Source organism: Arthrobacter parietis, from assembly GCF_039530425.1.
In the GTDB taxonomy this organism is placed as follows: domain Bacteria; phylum Actinomycetota; class Actinomycetes; order Actinomycetales; family Micrococcaceae; genus Arthrobacter_D; species Arthrobacter_D parietis.
The window spans coordinates 825,692-843,307 of record NZ_BAAAON010000002.1; the positions used below are offsets into that span (position 1 = coordinate 825,692).

Genomic DNA, 17,616 nt, shown 5'->3' on the forward strand with positions numbered 1-17,616 from the left:
ACCGGACGGATGATTCCTGGCATGCGGTAAATAAGCGGCGGCCCCTTCTCTTCCGATCGGGGGCCTTAGGAACGAGTATAGGCACAGTGCCCATGCCGTGCGTCACCTCTTTCGGAACGTTCAATTCCAGCGTCACCGCGCTGCACATATGCCGTGTCCATGGAAATTCAGATCTCGATGAGACAGGATCGATCCATGACTGACCTGCCCTTCCCGATTCAGCCGATGCTCGCTAAAGCCGTGGACGCTGTCCCAGAGCCAGACAGCGTTCCCGGCGGACTCAGCTACGAACCGAAGTGGGACGGCTTCCGCGCGGTTATCCATGTGGAGGACGGGAAGTGTGAAATCGGCAGCCGCGGGTCCAAGACGCTCACCCGGTACTTTCCCGAGCTCGTAGAGGCACTCCTTGAGAACCTACCTGAGCGGTGCGTGGTCGACGGAGAGATTGTTGTCCGCCGCGGTGAACCTGGAGCTGAGCGCCTCGACTGGGAAGCTCTGTCGCAGCGGATCCACCCAGCCGACAGCAGGGTCCGCCTGCTCGCCAAGGAGACACCGGCGTCGTTCATTGCCTTTGATCTGCTCGGTCTTGACGAACACAATCTGTTGGATGTCCCTTTCTCAGATCGCCGAAAGGCGTTGGAGGGAATTGCTGAAATGTTTTCCGAACCGGTGCACCTCTCACAGGTGACCGACGACGTCGAGCTCGCTCGGCGTTGGCTGGTCGAGTTCGAGGGTGCCGGGCTGGACGGTGTGGTCGCCAAGCCGCTGGCGGCTGCCTACGAGCCGAATAAACGCCGCATGCTCAAGGTCAAGCACAAGCGCACTGCCGACGTCGTTGTACTTGGCTACCGCGTACACAAGAGCGGTCAGGGTGTTGGTTCGCTTCTTCTGGGCCTGTACGACGACGGCGGTGAGTTGCGTAATGTCGGCGGCGCCTCCGCATTCTCCGACAAGCGACGGTTGGAACTGATTGACGAGCTTGAGCCCGATGTCATCCGGGATGAGGACGGCGAGATTGTTCGCGGCGAGACGGACCGGAGCCGGTTCGCTTCCGCGAAGGATGTTTCGTATGTCCGCTTGCATCCGCGACGGGTCATGGAGGTGCGGTACGACCAGATGGAGGGCGACCGGTTCCGGCACACGGTGCAATTTGATCGGTGGCGCCCGGACCGGGAAGCGCGGTCCTGTACGTTCGAGCAGCTGGAAATTCCGGCGGCATACGACCTCAGCGAGGTGCTCGCCTAGGCGTCGTTACCCCTGCGTGTGGATAACTGCTGGCGTGTCAACCGACTCTGGTTAGGATGGTTGGCAGCTTACTTCATCACAGGTTCGGGGAATTCATGAATCAGTCTCGCCTGGCGTGTGCCCTTGCCGGCGCCGCCCTTTCAGTTCTTGTTCTCGCCGGGTGCTCAGGTGGTGATCCCGGCGCAGCTCAGACGCCGTCGGAATCTCCGTCGGCGTCAGCAGTACCTTCGGCGTCTGAGGCACCCTCAGCTACGCCCACGCCGACGCCGTCTCCCGCTTCCGCAGCCGGGCCCGCCGTGAACATTCCGGTTCCGGAAAAGCCGGCCCTTGCGGACGAGAATACGGTGGAGGGGCTGGAGGCGTTCACGGAGTGGTGGTTTGCGCTGCTGAACTACGCGCAGGCTACTAACGACTTTGAGCCGCTCTGGGCGGTGACGGACACAGGTTGCAAGAATTGCAAGAACATTGCTGAAACGACTGGCGACACATATGCAACCGGCGGCTGGCAGAGTGGTGGGGAGGTCAGTCTTGAGAGCTTCGAAACTAAGTTTCGTCGAACTGCCACCGGCTCGGTCGATTCCTTCGTGTCCCTCGTCCAACACGAACTTACGGTGTTCGATCCCAACGGGGAGTCCTTGGAAGAAGTCCCTGCTATCGCTGAACCCACTTTGCGGAAGCTTATCGCCCTCTACGAGACAGATCACTGGACGATGCTCGACTTCGGGACAGTGGAAGTTGCGTCATAGGGATGCTAAAAGAATCCATTTTTCGATGCTTATGGGCAGTGCTGATTGTCGCTGCCATGTTTACCGGAACTACGGAGGCGGTAGCTGCTGAAGGAGACACAAAAGGCATCCTCGGCGGGAGTGACGACGTCGCTGTCAACTCTACAAAGGAAGCAAGCGAGGACACTCCGGCTGGCACTGGCACTAACCCGGTCAGGTCGGGCTCGAATATTGCAGCCCCTGTCGCGACCACAACCATCACGTACAGCTACGAACGAGTTTGCTTGCAAGGAGTTGGCAGCTTCTTGAACCGAGGCGATTGCGTGATCATAGACGCTGCCTGTGATTCCGAACCCGACGGCGCCATGGTCGAGTGGATTGCTATCGACAGCTCCACTACCCCGCCCACGGAAACACGCACTGGCGACAGGTCCTGCCTCTATCCGGGCTCCCCTGCGCCAGAGCCGCCGAACGGCGGAGAGGTGGCGGAACCGGCGGTAGTCATCACTCTCGAGGACTTCCAGAGTCAGCCGATCATCGCCGCTGCCGTAATTTCAGAGCCGAACAACTTCGGGCTACTGGGCGGACACAACAACTTCTGGGCGGACGTTGAAGAACAAGAGTTTGCCTTCGAAACCCTCGGCGACCAGGTGCGGATCCGTGCCTGGCCGGTGGCCTACGACTGGAACTATGGCGACGGCACTACCCGGACCACCCAAACCGCCGGGAACGCCGTCCCCGAGTCGGACTGGCTCTTGGTGGAAACACCCACCAGTCATGCCTACGGCGAGACCGGGGACTACAACCTGGTCCTCACTACCCGCTTCAATGGGGACTATTCGGTCAATGGCGGGCCATGGATTCCTATCGCGGGACAAGCCGCGGTTCAATCAGACCCGCACCTGATCAGTATCTGGCGCTCGGATAACCGGCTTGTGGACGGCACGTGCGCAGAAAACCCGTCAGCGTGGGGGTGTTAGCGAAACCTACTTGTCTTTCTTCGCCCGGCTTGGCTGAACCCTTGGCGGCTCCCCCGGCATCTTGGGGTAATCGGGCGGAAACGGCAGCTCCCCGAGACCGGAATCCAAGTCCCGTTGCCACCATTCGAGCAGCGTGTCGATAGTCCCTGGCTTCTCGTGGAAGTCGGCCCACGGGTCACCGACCGTACGCAGCCGATCCGGCACCGTCAGGATCGTGAAGTCCTTGGGGTGTACCCTCTCAAGCTCTTCCCACGTTATGGGACAGGAAACCGGAGCGTGTGAGAGCGCCCGCGGGCTATATGCACCTGCGATAGTGCGGTCCCGGTTCGCTTGATTGAAGTCGACGAATATCCGCTCGCCCCGCTCCTCCTTCCACCAGGAGGTGGTCACCTGCTCAGGCATACGCCGCTCAAGTTCACGGGCAGCAGCAATTACCGCATGCCGCACATCAAGGAACTCCCGCACGGGCTCAATAGGCGCGTACACGTGGATACCCCTGTTACCCGACGTCTTCAAAAATGCGTTGAGCCCGGCCTCCTGCAGCACTTTTCGCAGCTCCATCGCAGCCGGCACGGCGTCGTCGAAATCGGTGCCGGGTTGAGGATCCAAGTCGATGCGCAGCTGGTCTGGGTTGTCCGAGTTGTCGGCACGGGACGGCCACGGGTGAAATACGACGGTATTCATCTGGGCTGCCCACACCGCTGCCGCCGGCTCATCTATCACCAGCTGCGGGTGGGACCGCGCACTCGGATACTCGACCTTCACGGAGCGGATATAGTCCGGTGCACCCTTCGGCGGGTTCTTCGAGAAGAACTGGTCACCATCGATGTTGTCCCCAAAACGCTGCAGCGCGAGCGGACGGTCTCCATTGGCCGCAATGAAGGCGTCGCCTACATCGATGAGGTACTTCGCCAGATCAAGCTTCGTCAGTCCGAGTGCCGGCCACATGACACGGCTGGGACTCGAGATGCGTACTTCGCGGGTGCCGTGCGGCCCATCAACGGATAAGATTGTCGCCTCGGATGCCATGCGTCCAACATACTCTGCAGGACCACGAACGCACCCGACGCGGCACGCCGCAGATCGAGCATGCCGCAGATCGAGCATGTCGAAAGGGTCACGTAGGGAGGACCACACCAATCGGCTCGCGCTTCTCGGCCTGGAACTTGTCTTCGGTACGCCCAGCAGCCCAATATCCGGACAACGAGAGCTGGTCTTTGGACAATCCGCGATCCTTGAGGAAGACGTCCCGCAGCGCCTTCATGGATTCCCGCTCGCCGTGCGCGAAGACTTGTACGCGTCCAGTCGGCCACTGATATCCGGTGACCGCAGCGGCGAGTAGCGACTTCGTCCTGTCATCACGCGCGTCACGGTGAACCCAAACGATCTCTACACCGGACGGTTTCGAGAGCTCGAGGACGTCGTCGTTTCCGCCGCACTCAAGGAAAGCAACGCCCACAGCCTCCTCCGGCAGGTACTCAAGGGCCGCGGCAATGGCAGGCAGCGCTGACTCATCACCGGCAAATAAGTGCCAGTCGGCATTCGCGTCAGGAGCGTAGGCTCCACCCGGGCCCATCAATGCGATCGGGTCTCCTTGCTTTGCTTGGGCCGCCCAGGGACCGGCCAAGCCCTCATCACCGTGAACGACAAAATCGATGTCGATGGTCCGGTCAACCGAATTGACCTGCCGAACCGTGTAGGTACGGGTGACCGGAACGTCCTCGGGCGGCAGCTGTTCACGAAGCGCAGCGAGATCGTAGGGCGGCTCAAGTCCGAGTTCCGGCTTCGCGAACAAGAGCTTCACATAGCTGTCAGTGACGTCCTTGCGCTGAAACTGGTCGAATGCAGGTCCACCAAGTGTCACCCGCACCATGTGAGGGGTCAGCCAGGAAGCACTCACGACATCAAAAATAAGCTGCGGCCGCGCCGGCTTTGCCTTCTTCGGGACATTATTCACACATCCAACTTCTCACGCCCGGACACGTTCCACTGAATCTTCACGGGCTCGAAGCGTGCCGGGCCCAAGGGCATAGGGTCAGAGAGTGATCGCCCATCCCCAGGAAGGAACGCCGGGTGCCGTTTGTACTCTCCCGCTTGATTCGCCGACTTGGCCGCTCCCGCATCTGGGTGGCGCCGGGTCTCATTATCCTTACAGTGTTCCTGACCAGTTGGCCGCTCATGGCATGGGCAGAGCCATCCAGCAACACCATCACGTCACCAGAGAACTACTGGTGGTGGTTCATGGTTACGGCTTCCACTGTCGGTTACGGCGATTTCTTTCCCACTACAGTCGGCGGGCACCTTGTTGGCGTCTACGTCATCATCGGCGGCATCGTTACCCTGACCACGCTATTCACCCGCATCGCAACCGCGATCGAAAACGCGAAAGGACGGCGCATGAAGGGTCAGTCAGACCTCGATATGTCGGACCACCTGGTGATTGTCGGCTACACGCCCGGCCGCACCGAACGGCTGGTGCAGGAGATCCTGGCAGACAGCGCTGACCCAGTGGCGCTATGCACCTGGGAAGACGTCGCCGAAAACCCCATGTCGGACCACGCCAACCTCGGCTTTGTCCGCGGTGACCTCGCCGAAGAAGGCGTGCTGAAGCGTGCCGGGGTCCATCGCGCAACGCGGATCCTCATCGACGCTCGGGATGATAATGAAGCGCTGACCATCACTGTGGCTGCCACGCACGTAAACCCCGACGCGCACATCGTTGTCACGTTGCGGGATATGAGCCGCGCCCGCAACTTCTCCTACGTGGACGACGACGTCCGCTGCGTCCAGTGGCACTCACCGCGTCTCGCTATCGAAGAACTCCAAGACCCGGGTATTGCAATTGTCTACGCGGACCTGATGTCCCATGGGGGCAGGAATACCTACAGCACAACGCTGCCGAACACGCTGTCGACCATGAACTTCGGCCAGGTGCAGGAAGCATTGGGGCGAAAGTTCACTACGACGGTGCTTGCAGTTCAACACGAAGGAGCCGTCATCAATCCCGGATGGGACTCGCCGCTGCCTGCCGGCTCAGTTCTCTATTACGTAGGCGAACGCAGGCTCTCAGCGCAGGAAATCACCGGCGCCATGTCCAGGTAGCGGGGAGCGGAAACTCCGCCCCGAAGGACGCCCGGGGGAACGAAAAAGGTCCCGGAAACCGTAAGTTTCCGGGACCTCGCTGTCGGGATGACAGGATTTGAACCTGCGACCCCCTGACCCCCAGTCAGGTGCGCTACCAAGCTGCGCCACATCCCGATTGGCGCGGACATACCGTCCGAACCACCTCAAGAATCCTATCCTATCGCTGCCCTGACCAGCGAACCGGTGCAGGGCGACGATGCATCTACTTCTTGCGTCCGCGCTTCTCCCGAACGCGCATCGAAACCTCGATCGGCGTCCCCTCGAAACCGAACGTCTCACGCAGGCGGCGCGTGATGAACCGGCGGTATCCCGGGTCGAGGAATCCGGTGGTGAAGAGGACAAAACGCGGAGGACGCGATGAGGCCTGCGTCCCAAACAGGATGCGCGGCTGCTTTCCACCGCGCACCGGGTGCGGATGGGCTGCAACGAGCTCACCAAGGAACGCGTTCAGTTTGCCGGTGGGGATGCGCTTGTCCCAGGACTCGAGCGCCCGATCAAGTGCAGGTACAAGACGGTCCTTGTGCCAGCCGGTCATCGCGGAAAGATTGACGCGTGGCGCCCACTCCACGTGCGCCAGGTCCTGCTCGATCTCGCGCTCCAGGTAGCGGCGGCGTTCGTCGTCGAGCAGGTCCCACTTGTTGAACGCGAGCACCAGCGCACGGCCGGATTCAATGGTCAGATTGAGGATCCGCACATCCTGCTCACTGAGCACCTCGTCAACCGCGAGGAGGACGACGGCGACCTCCGCCTTCTCCAGCGCGGACTGAGTGCGCAGCGACGCATAGAAATCGGCGCCCTGCGCCATATGCTGGCGTCGGCGGATGCCCGCAGTATCGACGAAGCGCCACACACGGCCACCGAGCTCGATCATCTCGTCCACGGGATCGCGCGTGGTGCCGGCCAACGGGTCAACGACAACCCGCTCGGTACCTGCCAACTTGTTCAGCAGTGAGGACTTGCCGACGTTCGGGCGCCCGATCAGCGCAACCCGGCGCGGGCCGCCGGAACGCTCCAGTCCGCCGTGCTCGGAAAACTCCGGCATGAGCTCAACAGCCCTGTCCAGCATGTCCGCCGTACCGCGGCCGTGCAACGCGGACACCGGCATCGGCTCGCCGAAGCCAAGCGACCAGAGCGCTGCGGCATCGGCCTCATTCTGGATGTCGTCGACCTTATTGGCGACCAGGATGACCGGCCTCTTCTTGCGCCGCAGCATCCGCACGATCGCCTCGTCGGTGGCGGTAGCCCCGACCGTTGCATCCACAACAAGCAGCACGGCATCGGCGAGGTCGACGGCGGCCTCAGCCTGGTCGGCGACGCGAGCGTGAATACCGCGCGCATCATGTTCCCAACCGCCGGTGTCCACCAGCGTGAAGTCGTTGCCGTTCCAGGTGGCCGAGTACATCACGCGGTCACGCGTGACACCCGGAGTGTCCTCCACGACTGCCTCGCGGCGTCCGAGGATGCGGTTAACGAGCGTCGACTTGCCGACGTTGGGACGCCCGACGATCGCAAGGACCGGATCCAGCCGGACCGGGGCGTCGTCGTCGTAATCGCCCAACTCCTGCGCGAGGAGGGCTGCGTCCTCCTCGTCCAGCTCATAGTCCTCCAGACCGGCGCGCAGCGATTCAGCGCGGCGCTCAGCCTCCGCATCATCCAGGGCGTGGATGTGTTCGGATACGGAGTCCTCGCCCGTGGGCTCGTACTCTTCCTCAAGTCCGGTCTGGTTCTCGCTCATATTTCGCGATCCTTCGTTTTATTGGTGGGCGACAGTGCGAACGACGTCGAGCACCGCCGCCACTGTCTGCTCAAAATCCAGGTCCGATGAGTCAACGGTAACTACACCGTTTGCGGCCTGCTGAAAATTCACCACTGAGGAGTCCTTTGCGTCACGCGCAAGGACCTGCTGCTTCAGTTGCTCGACTGTCTGGGTACCGCCGAGCTGATCCCCGCGCCGCCGCAACCGCGCCTCCTCGCTGGCGGTCAGCAGGATGCGTACTTCCGCGTCAGGGGCGACGACGGTGGTGATGTCCCTGCCTTCTGCCACGATGCGGTGGTGGGAGTCGGCAATGATCTGGCGCTGCCGGCGGATCAGTTCGCTGCGCGCACCGAGGGTGGTCGCGACGGCGCTGACGGCCTGCGAAACCTGCGGTTCGCGGATGGCGTCCGTGACGTCGATTCCGCTGATCAATACTGACTCGGTATCCGGCCGGGTACTGATGGACAGATCGAGTTCACGGGAGGCTCGTTCCACCGCGCCGGCGTCGGAGAAATCGACGCCCTTCTCGAGGCAGTGAAGTGTCACCGCACGGTACATTGCGCCGGTGTCGAGGTAGGCCGCGTGAAGCCGTCGGGCAGTTTCCCGGCTGACGCTGGACTTGCCCGAACCGGACGGCCCGTCGATGGCCACGACAAGTGATTTGCCCAATCGGAAGTGGGCGAGAGATACAGTCACTGGACCACCTTCCAACCGCGGTTCGTCAGGAAATCGGTGAGCTCGTGCCGCTTGCCGGGCAGTACGGAGACCTCGGCCATGCCCACCTGCCGCTCAGGTGAATGTTCCAGGCGGAGGTCCTCAAGGTTGATTCCGGTTTCCCCGATGTCGGTGAGCAACCGCGCGATCTGCCCCGGAACGTCATCGACCAGCACGGTAAGCCGGGCGAAGGCTTCCGGCGGTGTGCCGTGCTTGCCTGGAATGCGTGCCTGGCCGATGTTTCCCTCGGCCATCAGCTGTGCCATGTCCAGGCGGGCGCCCTCCCCCACCGGATTTTCGAGCGTCCCGATCAGCCGGTTCAGATCCTCGCGCACCCCGTAGAGAATCTCCACGAGCCGGCCGGCATTCGCCGACAGGATCTGGACCCACAGCCGGGGGTCGCTCGCGGCGATACGCGTCACGTCCCGGAGCCCGTTCCCGGCGAGGGACAGCGCGTGTGCGGGCGTGTCCTGCAGCCGGCTCGCCAGGAGGGACGACAAGACCTGCGGCAGATGTGAAATGACCGCAACTGACTGGTCATGTTCCTCAGCGGTCATCCGCGATACGACTGCGCCCAGGTCGATAGCCAGGGCCTCGGCCGTGCGTACCGCTTCCGGAGCACTCCGCTGGGATGCGCAGATCACCCACGGCATGGACGTGAAAAGCTCACCGCGGGCCGCTACCGGCCCGGATTTCTCGCGCCCCGCCATCGGGTGGGTGCCTACATAGCGTGAGAGGGCGTCGTCGTCGGCTGCTTCCAGAACCGACTTCAGCACCGCATCCTTGACACTTGCAATATCGACGACGACGGCAGCCGGATAGGCTGCCAGCGCATCAATCACGAGCGCACCGGTGACGTCCGGCGGCGCTGCAACAACCACGAGTTCCGGCGCGAATGCGGCATCAGCCGGCTCAAGCGGCCGGCCGGCTCCGATGTCCTGCGCCACGGCCTGGGTGGACGGGGAGATGTCCGACAGGACAACATCGATTCCCCGCGCGCGCAGACCGAGCCCGATACTGGTGCCGAGCAACCCGGTGCCGACGATAAGCACGGGCCCCGACAGGTGTGTGCCGCCGTTTGTTACGGTCATCGGCTACATCTCCACAGCGGCCAGGAGGTGCCCAACTTCCTGACGGCCGAGAACGCGGATGCTGCCCTGACGCTGGTCGCCGACGCGAATTGGACCGAACTGGGTGCGGACCAGACGCTCGACCGGGTGCCCGATGGCATCGAACAAGCGGCGCACCACGCGGTTGCGGCCCGAGTGGAGAACGACCTCCACGAGCACGTGTCCAGGAGTGGAATCGACAAGCCTGAAGGAATCGACCCGGGCGATGCCGTCCTCCAGCTCGATGCCTTCCTTCATCTGGGTGCCGATGCCGTGGGCCATGGGGCCACGGACCTGCACCAGGTAGGTCTTGGGCACCTCGAAGGACGGATGCGTCAGGCGGTTGGTAAGTTCGCCGTCGTTGGTCAGCAGCAGCAGGCCTTCGGTTGCGACGTCGAGGCGGCCGATGTGAAAGAGACGCTCGCCCTTGCGGTTCTTCAGGAAGTCGCTGATGCAGGGGCGGCCTTCGGGGTCTTCCATAGTGGAAACGACACCCTTGGGCTTGTTGAAGGCGTAGTACATCATGGTCTCGTTGAGCTGAAGACGGAGGCCATCGACGTGGATCGCTGCGGTCGATGCATCGACGCGCACGCCGAGGTCCGTCACTATGGTGCCGTCAACCTCGACGCGGCCGTCACGGATCATGTCCTCGCACACCCGGCGGGAGGCGACGCCGGCGGACGCCATGATCTTCTGCAGGCGGACGCCGTCGGGATTGTGCACATCGAGCCGGTCGACGGGCGGAGCCTTGGGGCGGCGGGGGCGGTGCACTGCGCCGAGATTGCGGCCGAACCGCTCCTTGCCAAAGGGCGCTGACCCGGCGGAAGCACCACGCTGACCGCTGCGCGCTGCTTTCGGAGCGCCCTTGCCTGCGCCGCCACTCTTGGGAGCACCGGCACCCTTGTAACCGCCTGCGCCCGCACTCTTCGGAGCACCGGCACCCTTGTAACCGCCTGCGCTCTTGCCAGCACCGGCTCCTTTGTAACCGCCTGCGCCCGCACTCTTGGGAGCACCGGTGCGTTTGGGGCCGTCGTACTCCCTGCCTGCGCGTGCGGGCTTCGCGTCACCGGCGTCCCTGGCGGGCCTGCCCGCGGAATCGGAGGCAGGATTACGGCCGTCGCGGTTCCTTCCGGATCCGGAGCGGGGCGCCTGTGTCATTGAAAGTCCTTAGCTGTTGTACGTCAGTACGTGGTGTGATCGAAGTCCTGCAGGTTTTCCAGTCCGGGCAGGTGCGGAGAAAGCTTGGGCAGATCGGCAACGGTGCCAATACCCAATCTTTCCAGAAAAAGCGGTGTTGTTCCGTAGAGCACCGCGCCGGTCTCCGGATCGGTAGCAACATCGGCGACAAGTCCACGTTGAACAAGGGTGCGGACCACGGAGTCCACATTCACCCCGCGGATTGCCGACACCCGCGAGCGTGAGACCGGTTGCCGGTAGGCGATGACGGCGAGGGTTTCCAGAGCTGCCTGCGAAAGCCGCGCACTCTGTCCGTCGAGAACAAACCGTCCGACGACGGCAGCGAACTCGCTGCGCGTATAGAACCGCCACCCGCCGGCGACATTTCGGAGCTCAATACCCCGACGCCGCGTTGGTCCGGGTTCCGGGCCCTGACCAGTATAGCCGTCATACTCGGCCATCAATTCCGCGAGCGCTTCCTGCACCTGCTGGACAGGAACTTCCAGCGCTGTGGCCAACTGCATCTCGGTCACCGGTTCCTCAACGACAAGGAGCACGGCCTCGACTGCGGCCGGCACTCCGCCGGATAAAGAGGCGACGTCAGTCACCGACCCCTCGCCCGGCTCACCGCGAGTGCCGTCAGGTGTTTCAGTTCGCTCGCTCACGGACTCCTCCTTCTGCGTTCTCATCCACAACCGGCGACACGTCCTGATCGTATTCCTCGCTGATGCGCTCCGCTGACCAGTCCCGCTCCCCCGCCGACCACCGGACAGTCAGCTCCCCCAGCGGCGCGGCCTGGTCCATGGTGATGACCATGTCCCGGAACATTTCCAGCAGGGCAAGAAAACGGGCGACGACGACAACAAGTGAGTCCGCGTCTGCCGTGAGCTGGCGGAAGGACAGGACTCCCTGCTCCCGCAGGCGGTGCCCGATGATGTCGGCTTGCTCGCGGACGCTTACTGCCGGAGCGTGGAGGTGACCAATGCCCACTTCGGTAGGCGCCGGTTCGCGGGGCTCCAGCGCTTTCGCGGCGATCGCGGCAAAGTCCGAAGGCGACATTCGCCAGGTGAGTTCGGGCATCATTGCGGCGAGCTGCGGTTCAAGCGCTACCTCACGCGGGAAGCGTCCGGCCTCTTCGGCGAGGCGCGTGCCCAACTGCCGGGCGATTTCCTTGAATGCCTTGTATTGCAGCAGGCGCGCGAAGAGAAGGTCACGGGCCTCGAGCAGTGCGATGTCCTCCTCGTCCTCAACCTCCCCCGATGGCAACAACCGCGCCGCTTTGAGATCCAGGAGGGTCGCGGCGATGACAAGGAACTCGCTTGCTTCGTCCAGTGAAAAACTGTCCCCGGCTGCGCTGAAAGCGCGGATGTAGCCGATAAACTCGTCGGTGACCTTCGCGAGGGCAATTTCGGTGATGTTCAGCTCATGCTTGGAGATGAGGCTCAACAAAAGGTCAAACGGTCCGTTGAAGTTGTCGAGCCGGACTTCGAACCGCCCGGCCTTCTCAGGCTCCGGCAGCGCGAGGGGGGCGCCGCCGTCGTCGTGAGCGTCCTGCGCCATCAGGCGGGGTGCCTGCTAAGGCGCGCCGCCACGGGAGATGAGCTCCCGGGCGAGGTTGCGGTAGGCATCCGCGCCGGAGTGGTTACCGGCGTAGGTGGTGATCGGCTCTGCGGCGACGGTGGCATCAGCGAACTTGATGGTGCGCTTGATGACCGTTTCGAAGACCTTGTCTCCGAAGGCTTCCACGAGACGGGCGATGACCTCTCGGCTGTGGAGGGTCCGCGCGTCGTACATGGTTGCGAGGACGCCATCCACCTGCAGTCGCGGATTGAGGCGGTCCTGAACCTTCTCGATGGTTTCGACCAGTAGCGCAACGGCGCGCAGCGCGAAGAACTCGCAGATGAGCGGAATGATGACACCATGCGCCGCGGTCAACGCGTTGACTGTCAGGAGACCGAGTGATGGCTGGCAGTCGATGAGGATGACATCGTAGTTGTCCTCGACCTTACGCAATGCGCGGTCCAGGACCTGCTCGCGGGCGACCTCATTGACCAGCTGCACCTCGGCGGCGGAGAGGTCGATATTCGCGGGAAGAAGGTCGATGTTCTCGACGCCGGTGCGCTGGATGGCGTCCTCGATGTTGACCTTGCGGTCCATGAGGACGTTGTAGACGGTGACATCGAGCTCATGCGGGTTGGTGCCGAGGCCCGCGGAGAGCGCACCCTGCGGATCGAAGTCTACGAGGAGGACACGGCGGCCCGCTTCTGCGAGCGCGGCGCCCAGGTTGATGGTGGACGTGGTCTTGCCGACACCACCCTTCTGGTTCACCATGGCGATGACGCGGGCTGGGCCATGGGAGGCCAGCACCGGCGGTTCGGGAAATTCGGTGACCGGACGTCCGGTGGGGCCAATCTCTGAGTCGGTTGCGTCCTTCAGAGTTGTGGAACCCTGTTCGCTACTCACGTATCTATCCACGCTTCCGTCTAGTGCTTGTCCAGTAACAAGATACTGTTCGCTTGCTTCCCCACGTTACAACCGCTCCCCTCCGGAGCCGTGGAAATGTAGTGTTCGCGGTGCGCGAGCCTTGAGTCTCAACTTGAAGTTCAAGCTTGAGATCCTGGCTGGCGGTGGAGGTTAATGAAACAGCAGGACACGCCCCCTATGAGCCTGCAAAAGGGGCGTGTCCTGACAATTCAACGGGGGGATCAGCGCGTGGCGCCGACCCTTTCCGCTTCGCGGCCGGTGATGTGGGCTTCGGCGATGTCGGTCTTGGTTTCTGCGCCGTCCTCGGCGGTGTCCGCTTTGGCATCTTCGAAGTGACCGGCAGTCATGGTCGCTTCGTCGAAGGGCAGGCGGCCGGCCAGCACTTCGTCCACCTGACCGCGCTCGATCTCCTTGGTCCAGGTACCGATCAGCACGGTGGCAACGGCGTTGCCGGTGAAGTTGGTCAGTGCGCGTGCCTCGGACATGAAGCGGTCAATGCCCACAATGAGGCCGACGCCGTCCACAAGGTCGGGGCGGTGCGACTGCAGGCCGCCTGCCAGGGTGGCCAGGCCTGCGCCAGTGACACCTGCTGCACCCTTCGACGCGATGATCATGAAGATCAGCAGCGAGATCTGCTCGCCGAGCGCCAGCGGGGTACCGAGGGCGGAGGCAACGAACAGCGATGCCATGGTCAGGTAGATGGCGGTGCCGTCAAGGTTGAAGGAGTAGCCGGTAGGAACCGTGACACCGACTACCGGCTTGGAGACACCCAGGTGCTCCATCTTCGCGATCAGGCGGGGCAGTGCTGCTTCCGAGGACGAGGTCGAGAAGATGAGCAGATACTCGCGGCCCAGGTACTTCATCAGCTTGAAGATGTTGATGCCGGTGACGATCTTGAGGAGACCGCCGAGGATGACGACGATGAAGATGATGCAGGTGACGTAGAACGCGGCCATCAGGGTGAACATGCTCACAATGGCCTGGACTCCGGTTTCACCGACGACGGCGGCAATGGCCCCGAAGGCGCCGATCGGTGCGAGCCACATGACCATGATGAGGATGCGGAAGACCAGCGCCTGGATGTGGCCGATGCCGCGCAGGATCGGCTTACCGGCCGTTCCCATCTTCTGCAGCGCAAAACCGACCAGCAGGGCGACGAAGAGTGTCTGGAGGATGCTGGTGCCGGTCAGCGAGGACAGCAGGGTGTCCGGAATGATGCCGAGCAGGAAGTCAACCGTTCCCTCAGCTTCCTTGCTCTCTGTCTCATAGGTGGCGCCGGAAATGTCCAGGCCTGCACCGGGCTTGACGATATTTCCGACCACGAGGCCGATTCCCAGGGCGAACGTGGACATCAGCATGAAGTATCCGAGGGCCAGACCGCCGACTTTGCCGACAGTTGCCGCTTTCGCAATGGACCCGATGCCCAGCACGATGGTGCAGAAGATGATCGGGGCGATCATCATCTTGATCAGACCGATGAAGGCCGTGCCGATGGGCTTGAGTGATTTGGCAACCTCAGGCGCAGCGAGGCCAAGAATTGCGCCGGCGATGACGGCGACGATGACGGCAATGTAGAGAAAGTGGGTCTTATCCACCCTCTTGCGGGGTTTGTCGACCGAAGCGGCAGACTGTGCAGGCATCTTCGCCATGCTATTTACTCCTTATGCTGGTAGGCGGCCCGATGGCCGGTTCCTAACCATCGTGAGCGCTAGAGTGATGCCGGTCACGATTGCGTTCATACTGTTCGCCGGACCGTGAACAATGCTGGGCAACTGCCAGAAGAACGGGCGCCGTCGCAGGCGGAAGGAGCGTGATCCGAGTGAGGAACTGGAGCCTGGCACGTCAGTTCTTCATTGGCCAACTCGTCTTCGTCCTCGCGCTGACCACGACCATCTCCTGGGTCCTCTACCTCGATGCGGAGGACAACACCTTCGATTCCGCATCGGCGCGCATGCTCGCAGTCGCCACGACGTTCGCCAACGATCCCTTCGTTCTTGAAGCTGTGCAGTCACCGAATCCCTCGGACCTCCTGCAGCCCTACGCGGCGGAAGTGATGGATGAGCTCGGCGTCGATTTCGTGACCATTATGGACACCGACCGCACCCGCTACACCCACCGAAACCCCAGTGAGATCGGCGGCCAGTACATCGGATCCGTTGAGCAGGCGCTTGGCGGAGTCCCTCACGTCGAGTTGTTCACGGGGACACTGGGACCGTCAGTCCGTGCGATTGTCCCCGTCACCACACCGGATAACGCCGTCACCGCCCTGGTCTCGGCCGGTGTCACCGTGGACACAGTATCCATTGCGCGAAATGCGCAGTTGCCGCTCGTCTGGCTCATTGCAGCCGGTGCGCTCACCGCCGGAACAATCGTTTCCCTAGTGCTGAGCCGCCACCTTCGCCGGGCAACGCTCGGCCTTGGCACCGAACAGCTCTCGCGCATGTTCGTGTTTTACGACTCAGTGCTGCACTCCGTGCGTGACGGCCTGGCGCTGACCAACCTTCGGGGGGATCTGGTGCTCTACAACGACCAGGCCGCAGCGCTGCTGAACTTGCCGCCGTCGGTTCCGGGCGAGCCAAAGCCGGCGTCCGACGTCGGCCTCTCGCCCTCTATTCGCGAGCTGCTGGCGAGCGGCCGCCGCGCGGTGGACGAAATCCATGTCACCGATGACCGTGTGCTGGTGGTCAACCAGGAACCGGCCGTCCCGGCGTCGGGAACAAAGCCCCTGGGCACAGTGACCACCATCCGCGACCACACCGAGCTGGAGGCCCTCTCGGACGAAGTTCAGACCATGCGTACCCTGACCGAAGCGCTTCGGGCGCAAACCCATGAGCACGCCAATCGTCTGCACACCATCGTGTCCCTCATCGAACTTGATCGCCGGACGGAGGCCCTCGAGTTTGCGACGAGGGACCTTCAGCAGTCGCAGCAGCTCACCGATGAGGTGGTGGCCGCCATCGACGAACCGTTCATCACCGCGCTCCTGGTGGGCAAGGCGGCGCAGGCGAACGAACGGGGGCTGCACCTGGACATCGATGTTGCAGGCACCCTCGAAACCCACGGCATGGATCCGAGGGACCTCGTCACGATCATCGGCAACCTGCTGGACAACGCGTTCGATGCCGCCGCCTCCTCGGAGGAACGGTCCGTCTCGCTTTCGATCCACACAGCGGGCGACGACGCCGGCTTTGTTGACATCGAGGTCGGCGACAGTGGGCCCGGCTTGAGCGAGGCCCAGCTCGGCACGATCTTCACGCTGGGCTCCAGCTCCAAAGGCACGGCAGGAACTCGCGGTCTCGGGCTGGCACTGGTTCGGCAGGCCGTGCACCGGCTCGGCGGCACCATTGCCGTCACCAGCGACGGCGGCGCACTCTTCACGGTCCGCCTCCCGGCCGGACCGCGCGCACCGGAAGGCGCAGACCCGGCCGGACCGCGAGCGCACGGGGAGGCTACCCGTGGCTGACCGGCCCGCCGCTCACCCCATCCGGGTACTCGTGGTGGAGGACGATCCCATCGCGGCGGAGGCCCACGCTCTATACGTGAAGCGTCTCGACGGGTTTGACCTCGCCGGTATTGCCGGCACCGGATCCGAGGCGCTTGCGATGCTGCGACGGCAGACCGAGGCGGGAGGCGCCGTCGTCGATCTGGTGCTGCTCGATATGAATCTGCCCGACCTTCACGGACTGGACATCATCCGCAGGATCCGAGGTTCGGGCAGCAGCGTGGACGTTATCGCCATCACAGCGGTACGGGAGCTCGGTGTGGTGCGCTCCGCGATCTCATCCGGAATTGTGCAGTACCTGATCAAGCCGTTCACCTATTCGGCATTCAGCGAGAAGCTGGGCAACTATCGGCTGTTCCGCGAGAACCTGCACGCGCAAGCCTCCTCCACCACGCAATCGGAAGTCGACAACGCGTTCGCAGCGCTGCGTCCGCCGTCGCAGGGAACCCTGCCGAAGGGGCTGTCCGAGGAGACACTGCGCGCCGTCGTTTCCTTCCTGTCTGCTGCGCCGGCGCCGGTGTCAGCGGTGGAAGTTGCGTCCTCGCTGGAACTGTCCCGGGTGACCGCACGCCGCTACCTGGAACACCTTGCCGACGGCGGGTCTGCCCGTCGGATGCCCCGCTACGGAACGCGTGGTCGGCCTGAACTCGAGTACACCTGGAACCGGTAGCCGAAAGCGTCGAGAATGTCCGGGTAGAGCAGTTCATGTATACAAAAAGCGCACTAACGCGGCGATGTATTGTTTCGGGCGCCTGTTCTGTATACATTGGAGCGGTGATAC

General features: G+C 62.9%; 16 protein-coding genes and 1 tRNA gene. 6 read left to right on the top strand and 11 right to left on the bottom strand.

All coding sequences use genetic code 11. From position 1 onward, the window contains the following. Nucleotides 1-195: 195 nt before the first annotated feature. The 3 genes from ABFX19_RS11970 (at nt 196) to ABFX19_RS11980 (ending at nt 2,950) form a co-directional block, all read left to right on the top strand. The gene (locus ABFX19_RS11970) at nt 196-1,245 is read left to right on the top strand and encodes an ATP-dependent DNA ligase (protein WP_346028385.1); all 1,050 of its coding nucleotides are present in this window, start codon (nt 196-198) and stop codon (nt 1,243-1,245) included. A gap of 296 nt (nt 1,246-1,541) precedes the next feature. Further along, entirely contained in the window at nt 1,542-1,991 is a 450-nt protein-coding gene (locus ABFX19_RS11975; RefSeq protein ID WP_346028386.1) for a DUF6318 family protein, read from the top strand. Between the two features lie 302 nt (nt 1,992-2,293). Next, nucleotides 2,294-2,950, top strand: coding sequence for a hypothetical protein (locus tag ABFX19_RS11980; protein ID WP_346028387.1), 657 nt, complete (start codon nt 2,294-2,296; stop codon nt 2,948-2,950). Nucleotides 2,951-2,956: 6 nt separating this feature from the next. On the opposite strand, the gene ligD is transcribed toward ABFX19_RS11980, so the two are convergent. Together ligD and ABFX19_RS11990 are read right to left on the bottom strand one after the other, a co-directional pair. Next, a complete protein-coding gene (gene ligD, locus ABFX19_RS11985; protein WP_346028388.1) occupies nt 2,957-3,979 on the bottom strand; it encodes a non-homologous end-joining DNA ligase in 1,023 nt (340 codons plus the stop codon). A gap of 88 nt (nt 3,980-4,067) precedes the next feature. Further along, a complete protein-coding gene (locus tag ABFX19_RS11990) occupies nt 4,068-4,850 on the bottom strand; it encodes a siderophore-interacting protein (RefSeq protein WP_346028389.1) in 783 nt (260 codons plus the stop codon). A 173-nt stretch (nt 4,851-5,023) separates the two neighbouring features. Here ABFX19_RS11990 and ABFX19_RS11995 point away from each other — a divergent pair, with 173 nt between their 5' ends. Further along, the gene (locus ABFX19_RS11995; protein ID WP_346028390.1) at nt 5,024-6,052 is read left to right on the top strand and encodes an ion channel; all 1,029 of its coding nucleotides are present in this window, start codon (nt 5,024-5,026) and stop codon (nt 6,050-6,052) included. An 82-nt stretch (nt 6,053-6,134) separates the two neighbouring features. Here the strand turns inward: ABFX19_RS11995 and ABFX19_RS12000 are convergent. The 9 genes from ABFX19_RS12000 to ABFX19_RS12040 form a co-directional block, all read right to left on the bottom strand. Beyond that, a tRNA-Pro gene (locus ABFX19_RS12000) sits at nt 6,135-6,208 on the bottom strand. Between the two features lie 88 nt (nt 6,209-6,296). Next, complete coding sequence (gene der / locus ABFX19_RS12005; RefSeq protein WP_346028391.1) at nt 6,297-7,829, bottom strand: ribosome biogenesis GTPase Der; 1,533 nt, start codon at nt 7,827-7,829, stop codon at nt 6,297-6,299. A gap of 18 nt (nt 7,830-7,847) precedes the next feature. Continuing rightward, entirely contained in the window at nt 7,848-8,546 is a 699-nt protein-coding gene (gene cmk, locus ABFX19_RS12010) for a (d)CMP kinase (protein ID WP_346028392.1), read from the bottom strand. Then, complete coding sequence (locus ABFX19_RS12015) at nt 8,543-9,655, bottom strand: prephenate dehydrogenase (protein WP_346028393.1); 1,113 nt, start codon at nt 9,653-9,655, stop codon at nt 8,543-8,545. The genes cmk and ABFX19_RS12015 overlap by 4 nt, the downstream gene beginning before the upstream one ends. 3 nt (nt 9,656-9,658) lie before the next feature. Continuing rightward, entirely contained in the window at nt 9,659-10,831 is a 1,173-nt protein-coding gene (locus tag ABFX19_RS12020; RefSeq protein WP_346028394.1) for a pseudouridine synthase, read from the bottom strand. A 23-nt stretch (nt 10,832-10,854) separates the two neighbouring features. Then, entirely contained in the window at nt 10,855-11,514 is a 660-nt protein-coding gene (scpB, locus tag ABFX19_RS12025; RefSeq protein ID WP_404800706.1) for an SMC-Scp complex subunit ScpB, read from the bottom strand. Then, nucleotides 11,498-12,409 carry a segregation and condensation protein A gene (locus tag ABFX19_RS12030; RefSeq protein ID WP_277357852.1) on the bottom strand — a complete coding sequence of 304 codons (912 nt, stop codon included), beginning with the start codon at nt 12,407-12,409 and terminating at the stop codon, nt 11,498-11,500. Before ABFX19_RS12030 ends, scpB begins: the two co-directional genes overlap by 17 nt. 15 nt (nt 12,410-12,424) lie before the next feature. Beyond that, the gene (locus ABFX19_RS12035) at nt 12,425-13,312 is read right to left on the bottom strand and encodes a ParA family protein (RefSeq protein ID WP_056547036.1); all 888 of its coding nucleotides are present in this window, start codon (nt 13,310-13,312) and stop codon (nt 12,425-12,427) included. 242 nt (nt 13,313-13,554) lie between these two features. Continuing rightward, a complete protein-coding gene (locus tag ABFX19_RS12040; RefSeq protein ID WP_346028395.1) occupies nt 13,555-14,982 on the bottom strand; it encodes a cation:dicarboxylate symporter family transporter in 1,428 nt (475 codons plus the stop codon). 170 nt (nt 14,983-15,152) lie between these two features. Between ABFX19_RS12040 and ABFX19_RS12045 the strand changes: the two genes are divergently transcribed. Both ABFX19_RS12045 and ABFX19_RS12050 read left to right on the top strand, forming a co-directional pair. Beyond that, nucleotides 15,153-16,796 (top strand): sensor histidine kinase, encoded by a 1,644-nt coding sequence (locus ABFX19_RS12045; protein ID WP_346028396.1) that lies wholly within the window; start codon nt 15,153-15,155, stop codon nt 16,794-16,796. Then, complete coding sequence (locus tag ABFX19_RS12050) at nt 16,789-17,505, top strand: response regulator (protein ID WP_346028397.1); 717 nt, start codon at nt 16,789-16,791, stop codon at nt 17,503-17,505. The genes ABFX19_RS12045 and ABFX19_RS12050 overlap by 8 nt, the downstream gene beginning before the upstream one ends. The last annotated feature ends 111 nt before the right edge of the window (nt 17,506-17,616 follow it).